Consider the following 18,333-nt stretch of genomic DNA (forward strand, 5'->3'; position numbering starts at 1 on the left):
TGGGGAGGGGACTTGTCACGAACTTTGAGGAAGCTTTAGCCCCATACGCACAAACCAAAAACGGCGCGGTTCTCACCGCGCCGTCCGCATTCTCACTCCGCCGCCATCGCCGGCGGATGCCGGTGATCAACCGCGTCATCCTCACCGGATGACACAGCCTCATCCTCCTTGCCCTTCGGCTCCTTGCCGAAGAACAGCGCATAGGCCGCCGGCAGAACCAGGATCGTCAGCACGGTCGCGACCAGGATGCCGCCCATCATGGCGTAGGCGAGCGGGCCCCAGAAGACGCCGCGCGAGATCGGGATCAGCGCGAGAACCGCCGTCAGCGCCGTCAGCATGATCGGGCGGAAACGGCGCACGGCCGCGCCGACGATCGCTTCCTGCCGATGCATGCCCGCCTTGATGTCCTGGTCGATCTGATCGATCAGGATGATCGAGTTGCGGATGATGATGCCAAGCAGCGCGATGACGCCGAGGATCGCGACGAAGCCGAACGGCGCGCCGGAGATCAGGAGAGCTGCTGCGGCACCAATGATCCCAAGCGGACCGGTCGCCAGCACCAGCATCGCCTTGCCGAAGTGCTGCAGCTGCGCCATCAGGAGCAGCACGATCACGACGAGCATGATCGGCGCCTTGGCGGCGATCGAGGCCTGGCTTTCGGCCGAATCCTCGGCACCGCCCTGGATCTCCACCTTGTAGCCGGCAGGCAGGCTGTCGCGCAGCGGCTGCAGGTCGGCATACATCTTCATGACCACGTCGTTCGACTGCACGCCATCAGGCAGCGTTGCGCGCACGCTGATCGTCGGCAGGCGGTCACGCCGCCATTCGATGCCCTGCTCGAGAACCGGCACCACCTTGGCGATCTGCGAGACCGGCACGAAGCCGCCGAAATCCGTCGGCACGTAGACCGAGTTGACGGCCGACAGCAGCGAGCGATTGGCTTCCGGCTCGCGGGCGACGATCGACACCGTCTCCTCGCCATCGCGGAAATCGTCGAGCGGCGCGCCGGACATCGCCGTCTGCAGCATCTGGCGGACGCGTTGCGAGGTGACGCCGAGCGCACGGGCGCGGTCCTGGTCGATCACCAGCTTCATTGCCGGCACCTGCTCCAGCCAGTCGTCGTGGATGGCGCCGAGCAGCGGATTTTCCTGGAACTTCGCCTTCACCTCGTCGGCGATCTTGCGCACTTCCTGGCGATCCGGACCCATGACGCGCATCTGCACCGGCCAGCCGGTCGGCGGGCCAAGGAAGAGACGATCGACCTTGCCGCGGATATCGGGGAAGTCCTCGGCAAGAATGGTCCTGAGCTTGACGATCAGTCGTTCGCGGGCCGGTTCGTCATTGGCCATGATCAGCAGCTGCGCGAAATTCGGGTTCGGAAGCTGCTGGTCGAGCGGCAGGAAGAAGCGCGGTGCGCCTTCGCCGATATAGGTGGCGACGAACTTCTTGTCCTTGTCGTCCATGATCTTGGCTTCGAGCGCCTTCGATTGCGTCTCGACTTCCTTGATGCTGGTGCCCTCTGGCAGCCAGAGATCGACGAGGATTTCGGGGCGCGAGGACTGCGGGAAGAAGTTCTGCGGAATGAACTGGAAGGCCCAGAGGCTGGTGGCGAAGGTGACCAGCGTCATCGCAACCACGATGATCCGATGGCGCACGGCCCAGCCGACCGTCGATCGCAGCCGTCGATAGAAGCTGGTGTCGAAGGCATCATGATGCGCGCCGCCGGCATGCTGGCGCTGCTTCAGGATCATGTAGCCGAGCCACGGCGTGAAATAGACCGCGACGAACCACGAGACCACGAGCGCGATACCGACGACGTAGAACAGCGTGCGAACATACTCGCCCGCGGTGGAGGCCGCGAAGCCAACCGGAATGAACCCGGCCGTGGTGATCAGCGTGCCCGTCAACATCGGAAAGGCGGTGGACGAATAGGCGAAACTCGCCGCCTCGATCTTCACCAACCCCTCTTCGAGCTTTCGCTCCATCAACTCGACCACGATCATCGCGTCGTCGACAAGCAGGCCGAGCGCGATGATCAACGCACCCAGCGAAATGCGCTGCAGGTCGATGCCGAGCTCGTACATGATGGCGAAGGTGGCAGCCAGCACCAGCGGAATGGCAATCGCGATGACGAGGCCCGAACGCCAGCCGATCGACAGGAACGAGACGACGAGAACGATGGCCAGCGCTTCGCCCAGCGCATGCATGAACTCGCTGACCGCATCGGTCACCACGTCGGGCTGGTTGGAGATCTGATCGACCGAGACGCCGTAGGGCAGCGATTCCTCGAAGCGCTTGTAGGTCGCTTCGACATCCTTGCCGACATCGGTGACCTTGTAGCCCTTGGCCATGACGACGCCGACCTGGACGCTCTCATGACCATTGAAGCGGTATTTGCGCTGATAGGGATCTTCGAGACCGGAATAGACGGTGGCGATATCGCCGAGGCGGGTCACCTGGTTGCCGGCCTTGAGCCGGAGCTCACGAATATCCGCGGCCTTGGTCACGTCGCCTTCGACGGCGATGCGAACCGAGCGCGTGCCCGTATCGACGGAACCGGCGGGGTCGACGCTGTTCTGGCCCTTGATGGCGTTCTGCAGGTCGACGATCGTCAGGCCGCGTTCGGCAAGCGCCTGCGAGGACACGTCGATGAAGATCTTCTCCGGCTGATCGCCGATGATCACGGCCTTCTCGACCCCCGGCGTCGTCAGCAGCATGTCGCGCGCCTGGATCGCGAATTTCTTCAGTTCCGGATAGCTGTAGCCATCGCCGCTGATCGATTGCAGCGTGATGAAAGTATCGCCGAACTCGTCGTTGAAATAGGGGCCGAGCAGGCCTGACGGCAGCTCGTTGGAAATATCGCCGACCTTCTTGCGCACCTGGTAGAAGGCGTCGGCGACTTCAGCACCGTTGGTATCGCCCTTGATCTGCAGCGTGATGACGGCGGAGCCGGCGCGCGTATAGGATTTCACCCAGTCGATATGCGGGGTTTCCTGCAGCTTGCGCTCGATCTTGTTGACGACCTGATCCTGCATTTCCTGGATCGAGGCGCCCGGCCACACGGCCTGCACCACCATGACGCGGAAGGTGAAATCGGGGTCTTCCTTCTGCCCCATGCGCATCAGCCCGAGCACGCCGGTGATGAGGATCAGGCCGAACAGGAAGCGCGCGATGCTCGGATGACCGATTGCCCAGCGCGACAGGTTGAAGGGCTTCTTCTCGGTGGTGGAGTTGTCCATTGTCCCGTTCCCTCTCCTGACCGCTTAGCGAACGACGTCGCCGGTCTCGGCCGCAGTTTCGGCGGATGCCGACTGCTGGCCCGGCAGCTTGACCTTGAGATTGTCGGTCATGAACTGCGTGCCGGCGGCAACCACGAGATCGCCGGTCTTCAACCCGTCGGCGATATTGACGCCGTCACCGGTGAAATCGGCGATCGTGACGTCGCGGGGATGCACGGTCTGCTGGTCGCGATCGACCACCCAGACGATCTTTTTCCCATCCTTCTCGGCAAGCGCCGCGAGCGGGATGGCGACATGGGTATTGGCGTTGCTGACACTGGCCTCGATCGTCGCCGTCATGCCAAGCAGGACGCGATCGTCATGCGGCAGGCTCACACGAACAGCGAATGTGCGCGACTGCGCGTCCGCGCTGCCGGAGACTTCACGCACCTTGCCGTCGAGCACCAGCTTGGCCGAAGACCAGAAGCTCGCCTTGACCGTCTTGCCCGGCTTGAACTCGGCGATGTCGTTCTCAGGCACCGCGATCTGCACTTCCTTTTCGCCGTCGAGCGCGACGGTCGCAACAGGCGTGCCGGCGGCGACGACCGTGCCGGTATCGGCGCTGATCGCCGTCACGATGCCGCTCTGGTCGGCCTTCAGCTCGGCGTAGCTCACCTGGTTTTTCGCCTGATCGAGAGAGGAGCGAGCCGCGTCGCGCGTGGAGACGGCCTGGTCATAGCTGAGCGACGCCTGCTCGAGCTGCGACTTCGCCGTCACGCTCTTGTCGAACAGCTGCTGAGCGCGCTTGTTGGCGAGATCCGCCGTGCCGACGCCCTTTTCGGCCGCCGCCAGATTGGCTTCCGCCGTCTTCGTCGCGAGCTCGTAGTCGGTGGCGTCGATGCGCGCGATCACGTCACCCGGCTGGACACGGTCGCCGATATTCACGCGTCGCTCGGTGATCTTGCCGGCCACGCGAAAGCCGAGGTTCATCTCGACGCGCGCCTTCACCGCACCGGAATAATCGAGCGCTCGGGTCTCGCCGGCCTTGGCGATTTCCACGACCTTGACCGGCCGCAGGATCTCCTTGGTCTCTGCCTTCTTCTCTTCGCTGCAGCTTGAAAGCGCGAGCGAAACGGCACCGACAAGGACCAGACTGGCAACGGACGGCAACTTGACTGTCTTCAGCGAAATCATCTTTCGCACTCCCGGTATGTTTGTGTGTTGAATAGATTGGCGGCTGTACCGCCGGATTATTTCTTCAGAGCCCTGATGGAGAAGTCGATCAGCTCGTCCACCGTCGCTCGGTTGGTCTTGGCAAGACATTGCGCCACCATGATCGGGTGGCAGAGCGTCACCGTGGCGGCGCCAAAGCAGCGCGACGCGACGGCAGGATCCTGATCGACGAACTCGCCGGTCTCGATACCCTCGCGGATCACCTCGGCCAGCAGATCGTGAATGCTGTCGACGTGCCTCTCGATGACATGCCAGTCACGCTCGATGGCGACGACCACCATCTCGTGCACCTTTTCCTGGTCGAGCATGGTCTCGACCGTCATCTGGTACTGCCCGCGCACGAAGCGGCTGAGCCGCTCGGAAGCGCTGAGCGGCAGATGGCAGATCTCGTAGGCCTGCTGGTAGCTGGCCGCGAGCATGCGCCCGCAGATCGCCTGGTGGATTTCTATTTTCGAGGAGAAGAAGCGATAGACATTGGCCGGAGACATGCCGAGATCGCGGGCGATATCGGCGACCGTGGTCTTGGCGTAGCCATAGTGACGAAACAGCCGCTCGGCCGCATCGAGAATGCGGGTCGCATTCTCCTGTCTTGTCGCTTCGAGAATGCTTTCAGCGGTGTCGCTCATGATCTCTGCCGTGTTGATTTACGACTGACGATTTTTGAATTTCGTCAGTCGTAAGGCATCAGGAGACGATTGTCAATCTTTTGCGTTGCGGCAGATCCCCCTCCTCGCCCTCGCAAAAGTCCCCTCCCCAACCCCTCCCACAAGGGGGAGGGGCTTTGCTGGGCACGATGTCTTGCCCAAAGCCGCAAGCTCTCAACCGCCGCTGTGAGGGCATTGGGCACGTACGATGCCACGAGTTAGCCCCTCCCCCTTGTGGGGAGGGGTTGGGGAGGGGTCTTCGCCACACCCACAAACGAAAAATGCCGCGGCGCAAGGCACCGCGGCATCTCAAACCATCGATAAATACCCGCTTACGCCAGCTGCGCATCCAGCGTGATCGGCACCGCGGCCAGCGCCTTGGAAACCGGGCAACCGGCCTTGGCCTTGCCGGCCAGCTCGATGAAGGTCTTCTCGTCGCAGTTCGGGACCGTGCCGCGCAGCGTCAAGAGGATGGCGCTGATCGCGAAGCCGCCCTCGACGCTCTCGAGCGTCACCTTCGCCGTCGTTTCCATGCTGGTTGCGGTAAAGCCGGCCTCGCCGAGGATGAGCGAGAGCGCCATGGTGAAGCAGCCCGCATGGGCGGCGCCGATCAGTTCTTCGGGATTGGTGCCCGGGAGACCTTCGAAGCGGCTGGCAAAGCCATAGGGGTAGGATTTGAGCGCGCCGCTCTGCGTCGAGATCTGACCCTTGCCGTCCTTGATGCCGCCCGACCACTGTGCGGAACCTGTGCGATTGATCTGCATGCCGTTCTCCTGTTGGACTGAGTGTTCTCCAACGCAGCGACCCGCCGCGTCATCCGGTCAAGAGGCGCGAAAACCCCTTCGCCCGAGCATATAAGCCTCTAATCCAGGAAGGCGACAGTCTTGTAAAATTTGATTGCATCCGTGCTGCGCTGATCAGCGGATCGTGCCCGCCGTCTCCAGCGTGAAGAGTTCCTGCGGCCGCTGCACGCCGCGCAGCGCGTAGCGCCCGACGCAGGCCAACGCCCCGCGCTCGGCTTCAGGAACGGCGGCGGCGAAATCGGACGACATCAGCACGTTGAAATCGACGGACCGGCAAAGCGAGGCGATGCGGCTGACCTCGTTGACGGCGGGGCCGATGACCGTGAAGTCGAGCCGCTCCTGGCTGCCGATATTGCCGTAGAACACGTCGCCGATATGCAGGCCGATATAGACGTCGGTGGTCGGCCGCTCCTCGAAGGCGCGCTCATTGTTCAGCGTCACCAATCGCTCGTGCAACACCCGTTCGGCCTTCAGCGCCGCCGAACAGGCGTCGGCCGGCGCGTCGGCCTTGAAGATCGCCAGCACCCCGTCGCCGATCAGCTTCAGCACATTGCCGCCGGCCTCATGCACCGCCGTGATGACGAGATCGCTATAGGCGTTCAGCATCGGCAGGATTTCCTCGGGCGAGGCGCTGTCGGAGATCTTCGTGTAGTTCACCAGATCCGAGAACCACAGCACCGCCGAAATCCGCTCCGACTTGCCCCGGCTGATCTTGCCATCCAGCACCTGGCGCGCCGCATCCTCGCCGAGATAGACCTCGGCGATCGTGCGGGCGATGCGCCCGAGCGCGATGCACTTGATCGCCAGCGCCAGAACCGGCGCCAGCTTGCGCAGCACCATCATATGCTGATCGGAAAACCCTTCCTGATGGCGTGTGGCGAAATGCACGAAGAAGCAATCCATCTCGCCGATCGTGCCGGCCTTGTCGAACTTGCGCACCATCGCGACAAAATCTGTATGCCCTTCCGCCTGCATCGTATCCAGCATATAGAAATCGGCCGGATCACCGAACGCGAGCCGCCGGCGAACCTCGTTCTCGGAGCCTGTCCAAAGATGATAGAATGCCGAGCGTTGCCAGTTTTCCAGCGAGTTCCCATCGCCGCCCATCGGGCCATAGGCAAACTCGGGCTCGACATCCTGCTCGCTATCCCAGCGAAAGGCGCGCCCCTCATGCACCGGGTGCAGCGTATCCATCAGCGCCAGGCTGCGGTCTAGCGGAAGGCCAAGCCTGCGGCAGGTGTCGCAGAAGCCGGTCAGCAACTCTGTTTCAGTCGCGCCATTCAGACCCTGCTCCGTCAGCCACGTCGCAACCGTACCGATATCACTGTATTCCATGCCACATTCACCTTGTCTGATACGCAAGCCTTACCGTGATTTGACGACCGACGGAACGGCAAAGCTGACAAACGTCATGTCCCGCCGCAATCTCATACCGGCATATTGTAAGGTGTGATGATTTCCACCGCCGACAAGGATGCCGGCGCGATACGTCCGGAAACACCGCGGCTCATCACAGCGCGGAACGCCGTACGCGCATCGGAGCGCAGGTCGTGATGCAGTACGAAGCCGATCTTGCCGGCTTTCAAGAGCGCGCGGTTATCGGCATCGAGATCATGCGCGACGAACGCCCGGATCGGCCGCCCCGCCGCCTCGAATGCCGCCAGCACCGCGCGATTTCCGCCGCCGATCGAATAGACCGCATCGATCGTCTCGTCGGCCGCGATCGCCCGCGCCGCCAGAATGCCGGTCGCCGCGTCCGTTCCGTGCCCTTCGCTGATCTCGGTAATGCCGATCTCGTGGTATCGCTCGCGGATGACCCGGCGAAAGCCGATCTCGCGCTCCTCTTCGCCACGGAACCGCCCACTCGAGAGCGTCACCAACACCCGCCCGGGCGCGCCGGCAAACCGCTCGCCGATCAGATAGGCAGCGGTCTCGCCCGCTGCCCGGTTATCCGCTCCCGCATAGGCGATCCGCGCCGAATTGGGCAGGTCGGTCACCAGCGTCACCACGGGGATGCCCGCCTCCTCCAGTCGCGACACGGCGGTGTCGATCTCTGGCACATCCGGCGCCTTCAGCACGACCGCCTTGGTGCCGCGCAGCCGTATCCGGTCGAGAAGTTGGACGATCTCCGCCGGCTTCATCACCTCGGCGAAGTGAAAGCGGCAGCGAAACACCGTCGGCAGAAAGGTCGCAACTTCAGCCTCAAAGGCGGCGCGGACCGTCGTGCTGAAGCGCTCGGGCGTTTCCATCACGATGTCGATCGCGATCGTCCGCCCGCCCGCGGCCACCTCCGTCTGCTGCTTCTCAAGCTCGGCGATCGCCGCCCGCACCCGCAGCTCCGTCTGCCGCCGCACACCCGGCCGGCCGTTCAGCACCCGATCCACCGTTGCCGTGCTCAAGCCCGCCTGAAAGGCGATATCCTTGACGAGAAAGACATGCGCCATGCCGTGAGATTCCGATCCAATTTGATGTATTTTTGATGGATTCCTGATCTATCACAGCCCTCGCCGCGCCGTATAGTGCCTTCATCAGGAATGGAGGAGCATCTGATGAAAACCGACAATCTGCAGAAGCTGCGCGCCGACCGCGTCTGGCTCACCGAGGATGCCTGCGATCTCGACGACTTCCGGGCGCTGGCCGAAAAGACAACATCGCTCGCCGATTACCCGAATGCAGCCGCGGTCGAGAAAAACGTGCTGATCTATGACAGCCGCAATGTGAGGGCTGTCATCGCGGATCCCGAGGGCAAGCGCGCGCTCTTGGCCGAGATCTGCGAAGCCTTCGCCGAGGGCCCCGGCGTCGTCGTCTTCACCGGCGCCTATGAGGACACCGGCGTCATCGACCGCACCAGCAAGATCTTCGACGACATCATTACCGAACAGCACCGCACGTCGACCGGCGGCGGTGATCACTTCGCCAAGGCCGGCGCCAACGACCGCATCTGGAACTCGCTCGAAAAACACTGCCTCGCCGACCCCGACAATTTCGCCGAATACTACGCCAACCCGATCGTGGCGCTGGCAAGCCAGGCATGGCTTGGCCCGAGCTACCAGATGACGGCGCAGGTCAACCGCGTGAACCCCGGTGGCGCTGCCCAATCCGCGCACCGTGATTATCACCTCGGCTTCCAGTCCTCTCAGGTGATCGAGCAGTTTCCCGTCCACGTCCACAGGCTCTCGCCGGTGCTGACGCTGCAGGGCGCGGTCGCCCATTGCGACATGCCGCTCGAAAGCGGACCGACGCTCTTCCTGCCGAACAGCCAGACCTATGTGCCCGGTTATCTCGCCCTCAAGCGCCAGGAATTCCGCGACTATTTCGAGAAAAACCACGTGCAGCTGCCGCTGAAGAAGGGCGACGTCGTCTTCTTCAACCCGGCGCTCTTCCATGCCGCCGGCACCAACCGCTCGGCCGACATCAAGCGCGTCGCCAACCTGCTGCAGGTCTCCTCAGCCTTCGGCCGCGCCATGGAAACGGTCGACCGCCAGCGCATGAGCGCCACCCTCTTCCCAGCGCTGAAGCGACTTTCCGACACGCTCTCGAAAGCCGAAATCGCTAACGCGGTGGCGGCCTGCGCCGAGGGCTACTCCTTCCCCACCAACCTCGACCGCGACCCGCCGGTCGGCGGCCTCGCGCCGAAGACGCAGGCGCAGCTGATGCACGAGGCGCTGGCTGCGGGCTGGAGCGACGAGATGTTCGCCGAGGCACTGGCCAAACAGGCGGAGAAGAAGCTGAGCTGAGCACGCAGCACGGCACTCAATTGCAACAACGAAAAAGGCCTCTCGCATCGCGAGGGGCCATTCGCGCATCATCAGTCACAGATTATTGGGAGGAACCATATATGAGCACAGACCACAGCCGCCTCGACGGCAAGATCGCCATCGTCACCGGCGGCACGCAGGGCCTCGGCGCCACCATCGCCCGGCTGTTTGCCGAGCGCGGCGCCAAGGGCATCGTCATCTGCGGCCGCAACGCCGACAAGGGCCGCGCAAAGGTCGAGGAGATCTCAAGCGCGACCGGCGCCGAGGTGGTCTATGTCCAGGCCGATCTCTCGAAGGTGGAGGATGCCAGCAAGGTCGTGCAGGCCTGCGACAGGGCTTTCGGCCGCGTCGATGCGCTGGTCAACGCCGCCGCCACCACCGATCGCGGCACCATTCTCGACACCAGCCCCGAACTCTTCGACGCCATGTTCGCGATCAACGTCCGCGCGCCCTTCTTCCTGATCCAGGAAAGCGTGAAAATCATGCGCCGCGAAAAAACCGAAGGCACGATCGTCAATATCGGCTCGATGTCGGCCAAGGCCGGCCAGCCCTTCATCGCCGCCTATTGCGCCTCCAAGGGCGCGCTCGAAACGCTGACCAAGAACACCGCCTACGCGCTGCTGCGCAACCGCATCCGCGTCAACGGATTGAACATCGGCTGGATGGCCTCGGAAGGCGAGGACCGCATTCAACGCGAGTTCCACGGCGCCGCCGCCAACTGGCTGGACGAAGCCGCCGCCGCCCAGCCCTTCGGCCGCCTCGTCGACCCCGAGGAAGTGGCCCGCGCCTGCGCCTATCTCTCATCGCCCGAATCCGGCCTGATGACCGGCTCGATGATCTGCTTCGACCAATCTATCTGGGGTGCCTACGACGGCTCGCCGCACCCGCAAGTCCCACTCTGAAACATGCCAAAGCCAAAAACACCAGAGCCTCGGCCTTTTGCGCCGCCGGGCTCTGGCACGTCGCTTCGTTTACGTTTACGAAGGAGATCAAATCGCTTTGGGAGGAGCAGCCTGTGTCGCAAGATGCGCTTTATGACATCAGAGATGATCGTTTCAATCGCCTGATCGCGGGCAGCGCCAGGCTGGAAGAACTCTATTCCGGTTGCCGCTGGGCCGAGGGTCCCGTCTGGTTCTCCGATCTCAACTGCCTGCTCTGGAGCGACATCCCCAACGAGCGCATCATGCGCTGGGTGCCCGATGGCGGCGCCTCGGTCTTCCGCTCCCCATCCAACTACGTCAACGGCAACACCCGCGATCGCCAGGGCCGGCTTGTCTCCTGCGAACATGGCGGCCGCCGTGTCACCCGCACGGAACCTGATGGCCGCATCACCGTGCTCGCCGATCGCTACAAGGGCAAGCGCCTGAATTCTCCCAACGACGTCGTCGTCCGCTCCGACGGCTCCATCTGGTTCACCGATCCGAGCTACGGCATCATGTCCGACTATGAAGGCCACAAGGCCGAGCCCGAGCAGGAAACCAGAAACGTCTACCGCATCGATGCCGGAACCGGCGAAATCGAAGCGGTCGCCACCGACTTCATCCAGCCCAATGGGCTTGCTTTCTCGCCGGATGAAAAGCAGCTCTACATCGCCGATTCAGGCTCCTCGAACCACGAGGTGCCGCGCCATATCCGCGTCTTCGACGTCGTCGACGACCGCAAGCTGACCAACAGCCGCTACTTCTGCTCGATCGACAACGGCGTGCCCGATGGTTTCCGTTTCGACGTTGCCGGCAACCTCTGGAGCAGTGCCGCCGACGGCGTTCACTGCTTCGCGCCAGACGGCACCCTTCTCGGAAAGATCAAGGTTCCGCAGACGGTCTCCAACATCACCTTCGGTGGCCAGAAGAAAAACCGCCTGTTCATAACCGCGACGCAATCGGTCTACGCCATTTACACGACGACCAACGGCGCCCAGTACCCGTAAGCCAAAACTGACATTGAAAGCGCGCCGGGCCACTTGCTGCGTCCGGTTGCGCTTCCGTCCCCGATACCGTTACTGCCGTGAGAGACTGACATGCGTTCCATCGTTCCCTATAACGAATCCTGGGCTTTCCATGAGGGTGCCGGCCAGCATCTGCTGCGCGATTTCGACGGCCGCTTCATCGTCAACCTGCCGCATACGGCGGTTGAACTCCCGTTCAACTATTTCGATGAAGCGAGCTATCAGCGCGCTTTCACCTATCAGAAACTGCTGCGCTGGATGCCGGAATTCGAGGGCCGCGAGGTCTCGCTTGTGTTCGACGCCGCCATGGCCGACGCCGTGGTCTATCTGAACGGCGAGGAAATCATCGCCCACAAGGATGGCTATACCCCCTTCGAGGCGCGCCTGACCAACGGCCTGCAACGCGGCGACAACCTGATATCAGTCACCATCGACGGCAGCGAGAACCCCGCCATCCCGCCCTTCGGCGGCGCGATCGATTACCTGACTTACGCCGGCATCTATCGCGAGGTCTGGCTGAAGGTCACCGATCCCGTCTCGATCCACAACGTCAAGATCGAGACCACGGATGTGCTCTCGGAAGAAAAGTCCGCCTCCGTCCGCGTCCATCTCTCCAACCCCCGCAACGTGCACTTCCTGGCAACGCTGACGGCCTCGCTCGCCGATATCGATGGAAACGTGCTTGCCACCGCGTCAGCGGACACGACCGGCGACGACGCAACGCTCGATTTCAGCGGCCTGACCGGTATCGCTCTCTGGGATATCGACAATCCGGAACTCTACCGGATGACGGTGGAGCTGAAGACCAGCCACGGTTCCGACAGGCTGACGACCAGCTTCGGCTTCCGCACCGCCGAGTTCACCCCTGAGGGCTTCCGGCTGAACGGCCGCCCCCTGAAGCTGCGCGGGCTCAACCGCCATCAATCCTTCCCCTATGTCGGCTACGCCGCCGGGCGCTCCGCGCAGGAACGCGACGCCGACATCATGAAATCCGTGCTGAAGTGCAACATGGTCCGCACCTCGCACTATCCGCAGTCGAAGTGGTTTCTCGACCGCTGCGACAAGATCGGTTTGCTCGTGTTCGAGGAGATCCCCGGCTGGCAGCACATCGGCGACCAGGAATGGCAGCATGAATCGATCCGCAACGTCCGCCGGATGATCGAGCGCGACTGGAACCATCCGTCGATCGTCATCTGGGGCGTGCGCATCAACGAGAGCCAGGACAGCCACCATTTCTACGCCGAGACCAACCGGCTTGCCCGCGAGCTAGACCCCACCCGCCCGACCGGCGGCGTTCGCTACATCACCGATAGCGAGCTGCTCGAGGACGTCTACACGATGAACGACTTCATCCTCGGCAACGAGGAGCTGCCCGGCACCAACCGCCCGCGCACGCCGCTGCGCCCGCAGCAGGAGAGCACCGGCCTCTCCTACAAGGTGCCTTACATGATCACCGAATTCGGTGGTCACATGTACCCGACCAAGATCTACGACCAGGAAGCGCGCCAGGCCGAACATGTCCGCCGCCACCTCGAAGTGTTGAATGCCGCCTATGGCGATCCCGACATAGCGGGCGCCATCGGCTGGTGCATGTTCGACTACAACACCCACAAGGATTTCGGCTCCGGCGACCGCATCTGCTATCACGGCGTCATGGACATGTTCCGCGAACCGAAATTCGCCGCCTACGCTTATGCCAGCCAGTGCGAACCGTCCGATGACGTCATCATGAAGCCGGTGACTTTCTGGGCACGCGGCGAGCGCAATATCGGCGGCGTGCTCCCTTTGATCGTGCTGACGAATTGCGACGAGGTCGAGCTGACCTATGGCTCGGTGACCAAGCGCGTCGGCCCCGACTACGAGAACTTCCCGCACCTGCCGCATCCGCCTGTGGTCTTCGACCACCGCCACTTCACCGCCGACGAACTCGGCATCTGGGGCCAGAAATGGATCGACGGCAGCTTCACCGGCTATGTCGGCGGCGCGCCCGTCGCGCAGCTGACGCTGGTCGCCGATCCGCTGCCGACGACGCTGCAGGTGGTGGCCGACAGCATCCGGCTGAAGGCACGCGAACGCGACACCACCCGCGTCGTTCTGCGCGCGCTGGACCAGCAGGGCCAGCGCCTGCCCTTCCTGAATGAAGTCGTCACGATCAGCCTTAAGGGCCCGGCAAAGATTGTCGGCCCCAGCACCATCCCGCTCCAGGGCGGCACGGCTGGTCTCTGGATCGAGACCACGGGCCTGACCGGCGAGATCACGCTGGAAGCCACCTGCCCCCGCTTCGGTAAAGTCACACTGACGCTTGCCGCCGTGTGACGGCGCCCAGAGCCCCGGTCTTCATAAGCCAGGGCTCGATGCGTTCCCTACGGCGCTCAGACCGGAGCGACCGAGCGAACACTGCCGTTGTTGTCGACAATGCAGGAGTATTTCTTACCGCCTGCATCCAGATCGACGGCGAACGTCCCATCCGGCTGTAGCCGTGAGCCTGTCGGCAGAACCTTGACGCCGGCTCCGGCGCTGCTTGTCACCGCATTCGCGCAAAGCAATTGCAGATCTGCCGGCGCCGTCATCAGTGTTGTACGCGCCATGGCTTCTGGTGGCGGCGGCGCGGGCGTACAGGCGCCCAACGACAACAGTCCGGCCAGGGCCAGAAGAGCCCGACCGCCTCGCTTCAACTCTTCTCTCGACATCTGTCCCCTCCAGACGTTGATAATTTGAGGCCTGATCAATCCCCGACCAATGCCGGCGCTATCGATCAGATACCCTTGTAAAGCGCGGCCCCCTGCATGAGCACGATGACCTTGGCGCCGATCTGAACCCTCGAATGCAGGTCCGTCACATCGTCATTGTTGAGCCTGATGCACCCGGACGACACGTCGAGCCCGATCGTCCAGGGCTCGGCCGTGCCGTGAATGCGGTAGATCGTGTCCTGGTCGCCGGCGTAGAGATAAAGCGCCCGCGCCCCGAGCGGGTTCTCTGGCCCACCCGGCATGCCGGCCGCCCATTTTGCCGCATTCGCATCGCGCGCCACCATTTCGGCCGGCGGCGTCCATACCGGCCACTCGGCCGTGCGCCCGACCCTGACGATCCCCGCCCAGCCGAACCCATCGCGGCCGACACCGATGCCGTAGCGGATCGCCTGCCCGCCCGGCTGCACGAGGTAAAGAAAATGCTGGTTGCCGTCTATGATGATCGTCCCCGGCGGCTCCGCGGTGCGAAATGTCACCATCTGCCTGCGAAAGGCCTCCGGCGATTGCTTGTTGCGCGCGTAATATTGCCGGGCCTTCTTGTTGTCGTAATCGACCCATGTTCGCGTCTTGGCGTCATAGATCTGCGTCTGCGCCAGCACGATGACGGGCGCAAGCAACATCGCGGCCGCCGCAACCGGCAGCCCCTTGCGCAAACGCCGGCTTACCCAGCTGAACGTCCGATTGCATTTCGCCAGAGAAGAAGACCGAACCCTCATGGCTTCGCCCACCCATCGATCCGCGCCGCGTTGCGCTCCACCCACGCCTTGGCATAGCCGAGCGGCGCCTGCCGCTCCACCTCGAGCGCATAGCTCATCGCCGTCGCCTCCTCCGGCGTCAGGTCGACCTTTTCGAGGAAGGCCGCGATCTCCGGGTGCTTGCTGGCAAGCGCTGTTGAATAGGCGATACGAAAGGTCGCCGTGTCCCAGGCCGTCGAGGCCGAGGACTTCTTGATCCAAAGCGGATCGGTCGCACTTGCCAACGACCATTTGGCCGCATCGTGCTTGGGTTCTTCAAGCCTGACGATCTTGTGCAGATCGAAGACGAAATGCGGCGCATAGCAGGCGAACACCACCGGCTGGCCGGTCGCGACCGCAGCATCGATGCCGGCCATCGCCACCTCTTCCTCGGCCTCCACCAGTGTCATCGTCTTGGCGTAACCGTAGCTGTTCGCCCGCACGCGCTCGATCCCCGTCGACGACCATGTCGGCGCACCGATCCACATCTCCCCCTTGCCGTCGCCATCCGTATCGAGAAGACTGGTCTTTTCAGGATCGCTGAGATCGGCGATATCAGTGATCCCCTTCTCAGCCGCCGCAGGGGTCGCGCAGATGCCCTGCCACGCAGGAACCGTGTGCTTGGCCAGAACGACCACACCCTTCTCGGTCACGAATTTCTCGATGACATCGGCGAGATTGGGCTGCCAGACCTCCGGGTGGATGTCGACGCTCCCCTTCTCCAGCCCGGCAAAGGCGTTGAGCGTGCCCATTTCCTGGACGAGAGCAGGCTGTTTGAACTCTTTCTCGATCGCGACCTTGAGAATAAAAGCCGTTGCCTGACCGGATGGCCAGTTCGGCATGGCGATCTTGAGATCATCCGCAAGGACAGGCGCCCCAGCCCCCAAGACGGACAATAAAACGACGAAAACGCCGCAACCGGCATCATCTCTCACAATGTTCCCCCCTCGGCAGACACTGATCGGATCGCATGCTGATATTTCAACGCAAGGATGCAGAAGCGGGAGCGGTTAGTCAAGCGTAGAGTGTTTTAGAAAAGGAAGATCAACGCCGCAGGCCGGAAGCCCATGCGCCGACGCGCGATGCCATCGCCGCCATATGATCCGCCGCCGAGAAGCCGGAGAGAGCCTTGCGCGGCTTCAGATCATGATCGCCATCCTCGAGCCAGAAGATATCGATCGCGGGCGAAAGCGAATAGCCCGCGACGTCCTCGCGCGTCCCGAACGCATCCCGCGTCCCCTGGCAGATCAGTGTCGGCGTCTCGATCGCGCTCAGATGCGCCGTGCGCAATTGCGTCGGCTTTCCCATCGGATGGAACGGATAGCCAAGGCACAGCAATCCGGCGATATCGCCCGAGCGATAGAGATCATCCGCAACCATGCTGGCAATCCGCCCACCCATCGACTTGCCGCCGATGACAAGCGGACCGCTGGCGCCAAGGTCACGAACCGCCGCCAGATATTCCGGGATCAACGTCTCCGCCTTGGGCGGCGGCGGACGCCGATCGGATCGCCGCCGCTCGGCCATGTAACCGAACTCAAACCGAACGACCCGCATTCCGGCCGCAGCGATAGCCTCGGAAAACCGCTCCATGCCCGCGGAATCCATGGCACCGCCGGCACCATGCGCGAGAAGGATCGTCACGGGGGCGTTGTCGGGACCGGCAGACAGGAAAGACGTGCTCATGCCGATCTCATTACAGGATAAGTCCGCGCGCCGACAGGGGGCGTGTCCAGCTGGGGCTTTGATGTCCGGCAATTGGTTGCTCACCGGATTGCTGCAAACAGATCCCGAGGACAGCTAATCCGCCCGCGGCAAGCCCGCCTGCTTTCGCTCACCCATCCGATCGACGAGCAGCGAGTAGGCGACGTAGTATTTGTAGATGTTGCTGACATATTGCACCGTTTCGCGTCCAACGATCGCAGCCGCACCGTTTTCGACGTTCCCGAACCAGACGTTGGGATCGAGCCCCATCGTCCTTGCCTTCTCTCGAAATTTCCGGAGATTGCCGGGACCGGCATTGTAGGCCGCAAAAGCGAAAAGCTGTCGGTCCTTCGGCGAAAGGGCCTCATCGTCGATATATGTCTTGATCAGATGCCGCAGATATTTGGCGCCCGCCTCGACATTGCGATCCGGGTCCTTCTCGATGCCGCTGATGCCGACGACCTTGTCCTTGGCCGTCGATGGCAGCATCTGCATGATGCCGACCGCCCCGCGCGGTGAGCGCCGGGACTGGTCGAGTTGCGATTCCTGATAGCCCTGGGCCATCAGCATCAGGTAATCGAATGTGTAGGTGTCGCCGTATTTGCGGAATATCTCGATGAGCGTCTGGAAGCGCTCGACGTCCGAGGGCGAATAGGCGCGTTTGACGATCTTGTCCTGCTTGAAGAAGCTGTTGCGCAAGATGTTGCCGAAGGTGGTGCCCACCTTGTGCGTTGCCACGAAGGCATTCAGTTCCATCATCAACTCGGGACTGTTCTTGCGGATGGCCCAGGCGATCTTCCCTTCAGATGACAAGACGACATCATCGCGTACCTTCATGTCGGAGAAGACATGCGACCAGATGTCGGCCTTGTATCGGTCGACGATGGTGAAGGGCAGAAGGTCGGCGTTGACCATCTCCATCAGGTCTTCATCCTCCAGGCTTTCATCCATCGGATCGATGACGATCTCCGGCTTGCCGGCGGCGGCCAGTTCCTTGTTCTTCGCCAGCAGATGCTCGTGATAGCTGCTCGATGGCCGGACGGCGACATGCTTGCCCGAGAGATCATCGATGTTCTCCAGCGCTGGGCTTCCAGGGGCGGCGACCAAGACCTCCTGCGCATCGCTATAGAGCGGATCGGCGAAATCGACCTCCTTCAAACGATCGTCGGTCACGGTGAGGTTGGCCATGACGATATCGCCGAGACCTTCGTTGAGCGCCGGCAGCAACCTGTCGCGCGGCATGGGCACGAAGACGATGGTGATATGATCGATCTGCTTCTTGCGATCCTTGTTCAGGACCTTCTCCAGCTCCCGCCCGAATTCCACCGCCGTCCCGAATTGGCGCCCCTTATCGATGAAATAGACCGTCTTGCTGAACGGCACGAGCACTCGAACGATGCGGCGCTCCTTCATCGCCTGGAGATCGATGACGTGCTTTTCGATCAGGGAGCGGGCTGCGGGCTCACGAGCTTCGGCAGCCATGGGGGCGAAGAGCGCCACGACCGCGACCAGAGTGAGCGCCGCCTTCAAATGGAACCTCATTG

At 62.7% G+C, this 18,333-nt stretch carries 15 protein-coding genes; 4 read left to right on the forward strand and 11 right to left on the reverse strand.

Features of this window, described 5'->3' with window-relative positions; all coding sequences use genetic code 11:
• Positions 1-92: 92 nt before the first annotated feature.
• The 6 genes from D460_RS0130710 to D460_RS0130735 form a co-directional block, all read right to left on the reverse strand.
• Positions 93-3,239: an efflux RND transporter permease subunit gene (locus tag D460_RS0130710; protein ID WP_018902453.1), complete on the reverse strand. Its 3,147-nt coding sequence runs from the start codon at positions 3,237-3,239 to the stop codon at positions 93-95.
• Positions 3,240-3,263: 24 nt separating this feature from the next.
• Entirely contained in the window at positions 3,264-4,412 is a 1,149-nt protein-coding gene (locus D460_RS0130715; protein ID WP_018902454.1) for an efflux RND transporter periplasmic adaptor subunit, read from the reverse strand.
• A gap of 56 nt (positions 4,413-4,468) precedes the next feature.
• Positions 4,469-5,077: a TetR family transcriptional regulator gene (locus D460_RS0130720; protein ID WP_018902455.1), complete on the reverse strand. Its 609-nt coding sequence runs from the start codon at positions 5,075-5,077 to the stop codon at positions 4,469-4,471.
• A 350-nt stretch (positions 5,078-5,427) separates the two neighbouring features.
• Complete coding sequence (locus tag D460_RS0130725) at positions 5,428-5,859, reverse strand: OsmC family protein (protein ID WP_018902456.1); 432 nt, start codon at positions 5,857-5,859, stop codon at positions 5,428-5,430.
• Positions 5,860-6,012: 153 nt separating this feature from the next.
• Entirely contained in the window at positions 6,013-7,233 is a 1,221-nt protein-coding gene (locus tag D460_RS0130730) for an adenylate/guanylate cyclase domain-containing protein (protein WP_018902457.1), read from the reverse strand.
• A 92-nt stretch (positions 7,234-7,325) separates the two neighbouring features.
• Positions 7,326-8,342 carry a LacI family DNA-binding transcriptional regulator gene (locus D460_RS0130735; RefSeq protein ID WP_018902458.1) on the reverse strand — a complete coding sequence of 339 codons (1,017 nt, stop codon included), beginning with the start codon at positions 8,340-8,342 and terminating at the stop codon, positions 7,326-7,328.
• 105 nt (positions 8,343-8,447) lie between these two features.
• Between D460_RS0130735 and D460_RS0130740 the strand changes: the two genes are divergently transcribed.
• The 4 genes from D460_RS0130740 (at position 8,448) to D460_RS0130755 (ending at position 13,917) form a co-directional block, all read left to right on the forward strand.
• Positions 8,448-9,635 carry a phytanoyl-CoA dioxygenase family protein gene (locus D460_RS0130740; protein WP_018902459.1) on the forward strand — a complete coding sequence of 396 codons (1,188 nt, stop codon included), beginning with the start codon at positions 8,448-8,450 and terminating at the stop codon, positions 9,633-9,635.
• A 101-nt stretch (positions 9,636-9,736) separates the two neighbouring features.
• Complete coding sequence (locus D460_RS0130745; RefSeq protein ID WP_018902460.1) at positions 9,737-10,558, forward strand: SDR family oxidoreductase; 822 nt, start codon at positions 9,737-9,739, stop codon at positions 10,556-10,558.
• 113 nt (positions 10,559-10,671) lie between these two features.
• On the forward strand, positions 10,672-11,583 hold the full coding sequence (locus D460_RS0130750) for an SMP-30/gluconolactonase/LRE family protein (protein ID WP_018902461.1): 912 nt from the start codon (positions 10,672-10,674) through the stop codon (positions 11,581-11,583).
• Between the two features lie 90 nt (positions 11,584-11,673).
• On the forward strand, positions 11,674-13,917 hold the full coding sequence (locus D460_RS0130755) for a glycoside hydrolase family 2 TIM barrel-domain containing protein (RefSeq protein WP_018902462.1): 2,244 nt from the start codon (positions 11,674-11,676) through the stop codon (positions 13,915-13,917).
• Between the two features lie 56 nt (positions 13,918-13,973).
• On the opposite strand, the gene D460_RS0130760 is transcribed toward D460_RS0130755, so the two are convergent.
• The 5 genes from D460_RS0130760 to D460_RS0130780 form a co-directional block, all read right to left on the reverse strand.
• Complete coding sequence (locus D460_RS0130760) at positions 13,974-14,291, reverse strand: hypothetical protein (RefSeq protein ID WP_245267847.1); 318 nt, start codon at positions 14,289-14,291, stop codon at positions 13,974-13,976.
• 65 nt (positions 14,292-14,356) lie between these two features.
• Positions 14,357-14,971: a L,D-transpeptidase gene (locus tag D460_RS0130765; RefSeq protein WP_155947899.1), complete on the reverse strand. Its 615-nt coding sequence runs from the start codon at positions 14,969-14,971 to the stop codon at positions 14,357-14,359.
• 92 nt (positions 14,972-15,063) lie between these two features.
• The gene (locus D460_RS0130770) at positions 15,064-15,972 is read right to left on the reverse strand and encodes a glycine betaine ABC transporter substrate-binding protein (protein ID WP_280741340.1); all 909 of its coding nucleotides are present in this window, start codon (positions 15,970-15,972) and stop codon (positions 15,064-15,066) included.
• A gap of 157 nt (positions 15,973-16,129) precedes the next feature.
• Positions 16,130-16,771 (reverse strand): alpha/beta family hydrolase, encoded by a 642-nt coding sequence (locus tag D460_RS0130775; protein ID WP_018902466.1) that lies wholly within the window; start codon positions 16,769-16,771, stop codon positions 16,130-16,132.
• Between the two features lie 114 nt (positions 16,772-16,885).
• Positions 16,886-18,331 (reverse strand): transporter substrate-binding domain-containing protein, encoded by a 1,446-nt coding sequence (locus tag D460_RS0130780; RefSeq protein ID WP_018902468.1) that lies wholly within the window; start codon positions 18,329-18,331, stop codon positions 16,886-16,888.
• Positions 18,332-18,333: the final 2 nt, after the last annotated feature.

The sequence above is a fragment of the Rhizobium sp. 2MFCol3.1 genome, assembly GCF_000377565.1.
In the GTDB taxonomy this organism is placed as follows: Bacteria; Pseudomonadota; Alphaproteobacteria; order Rhizobiales; family Rhizobiaceae; genus Rhizobium.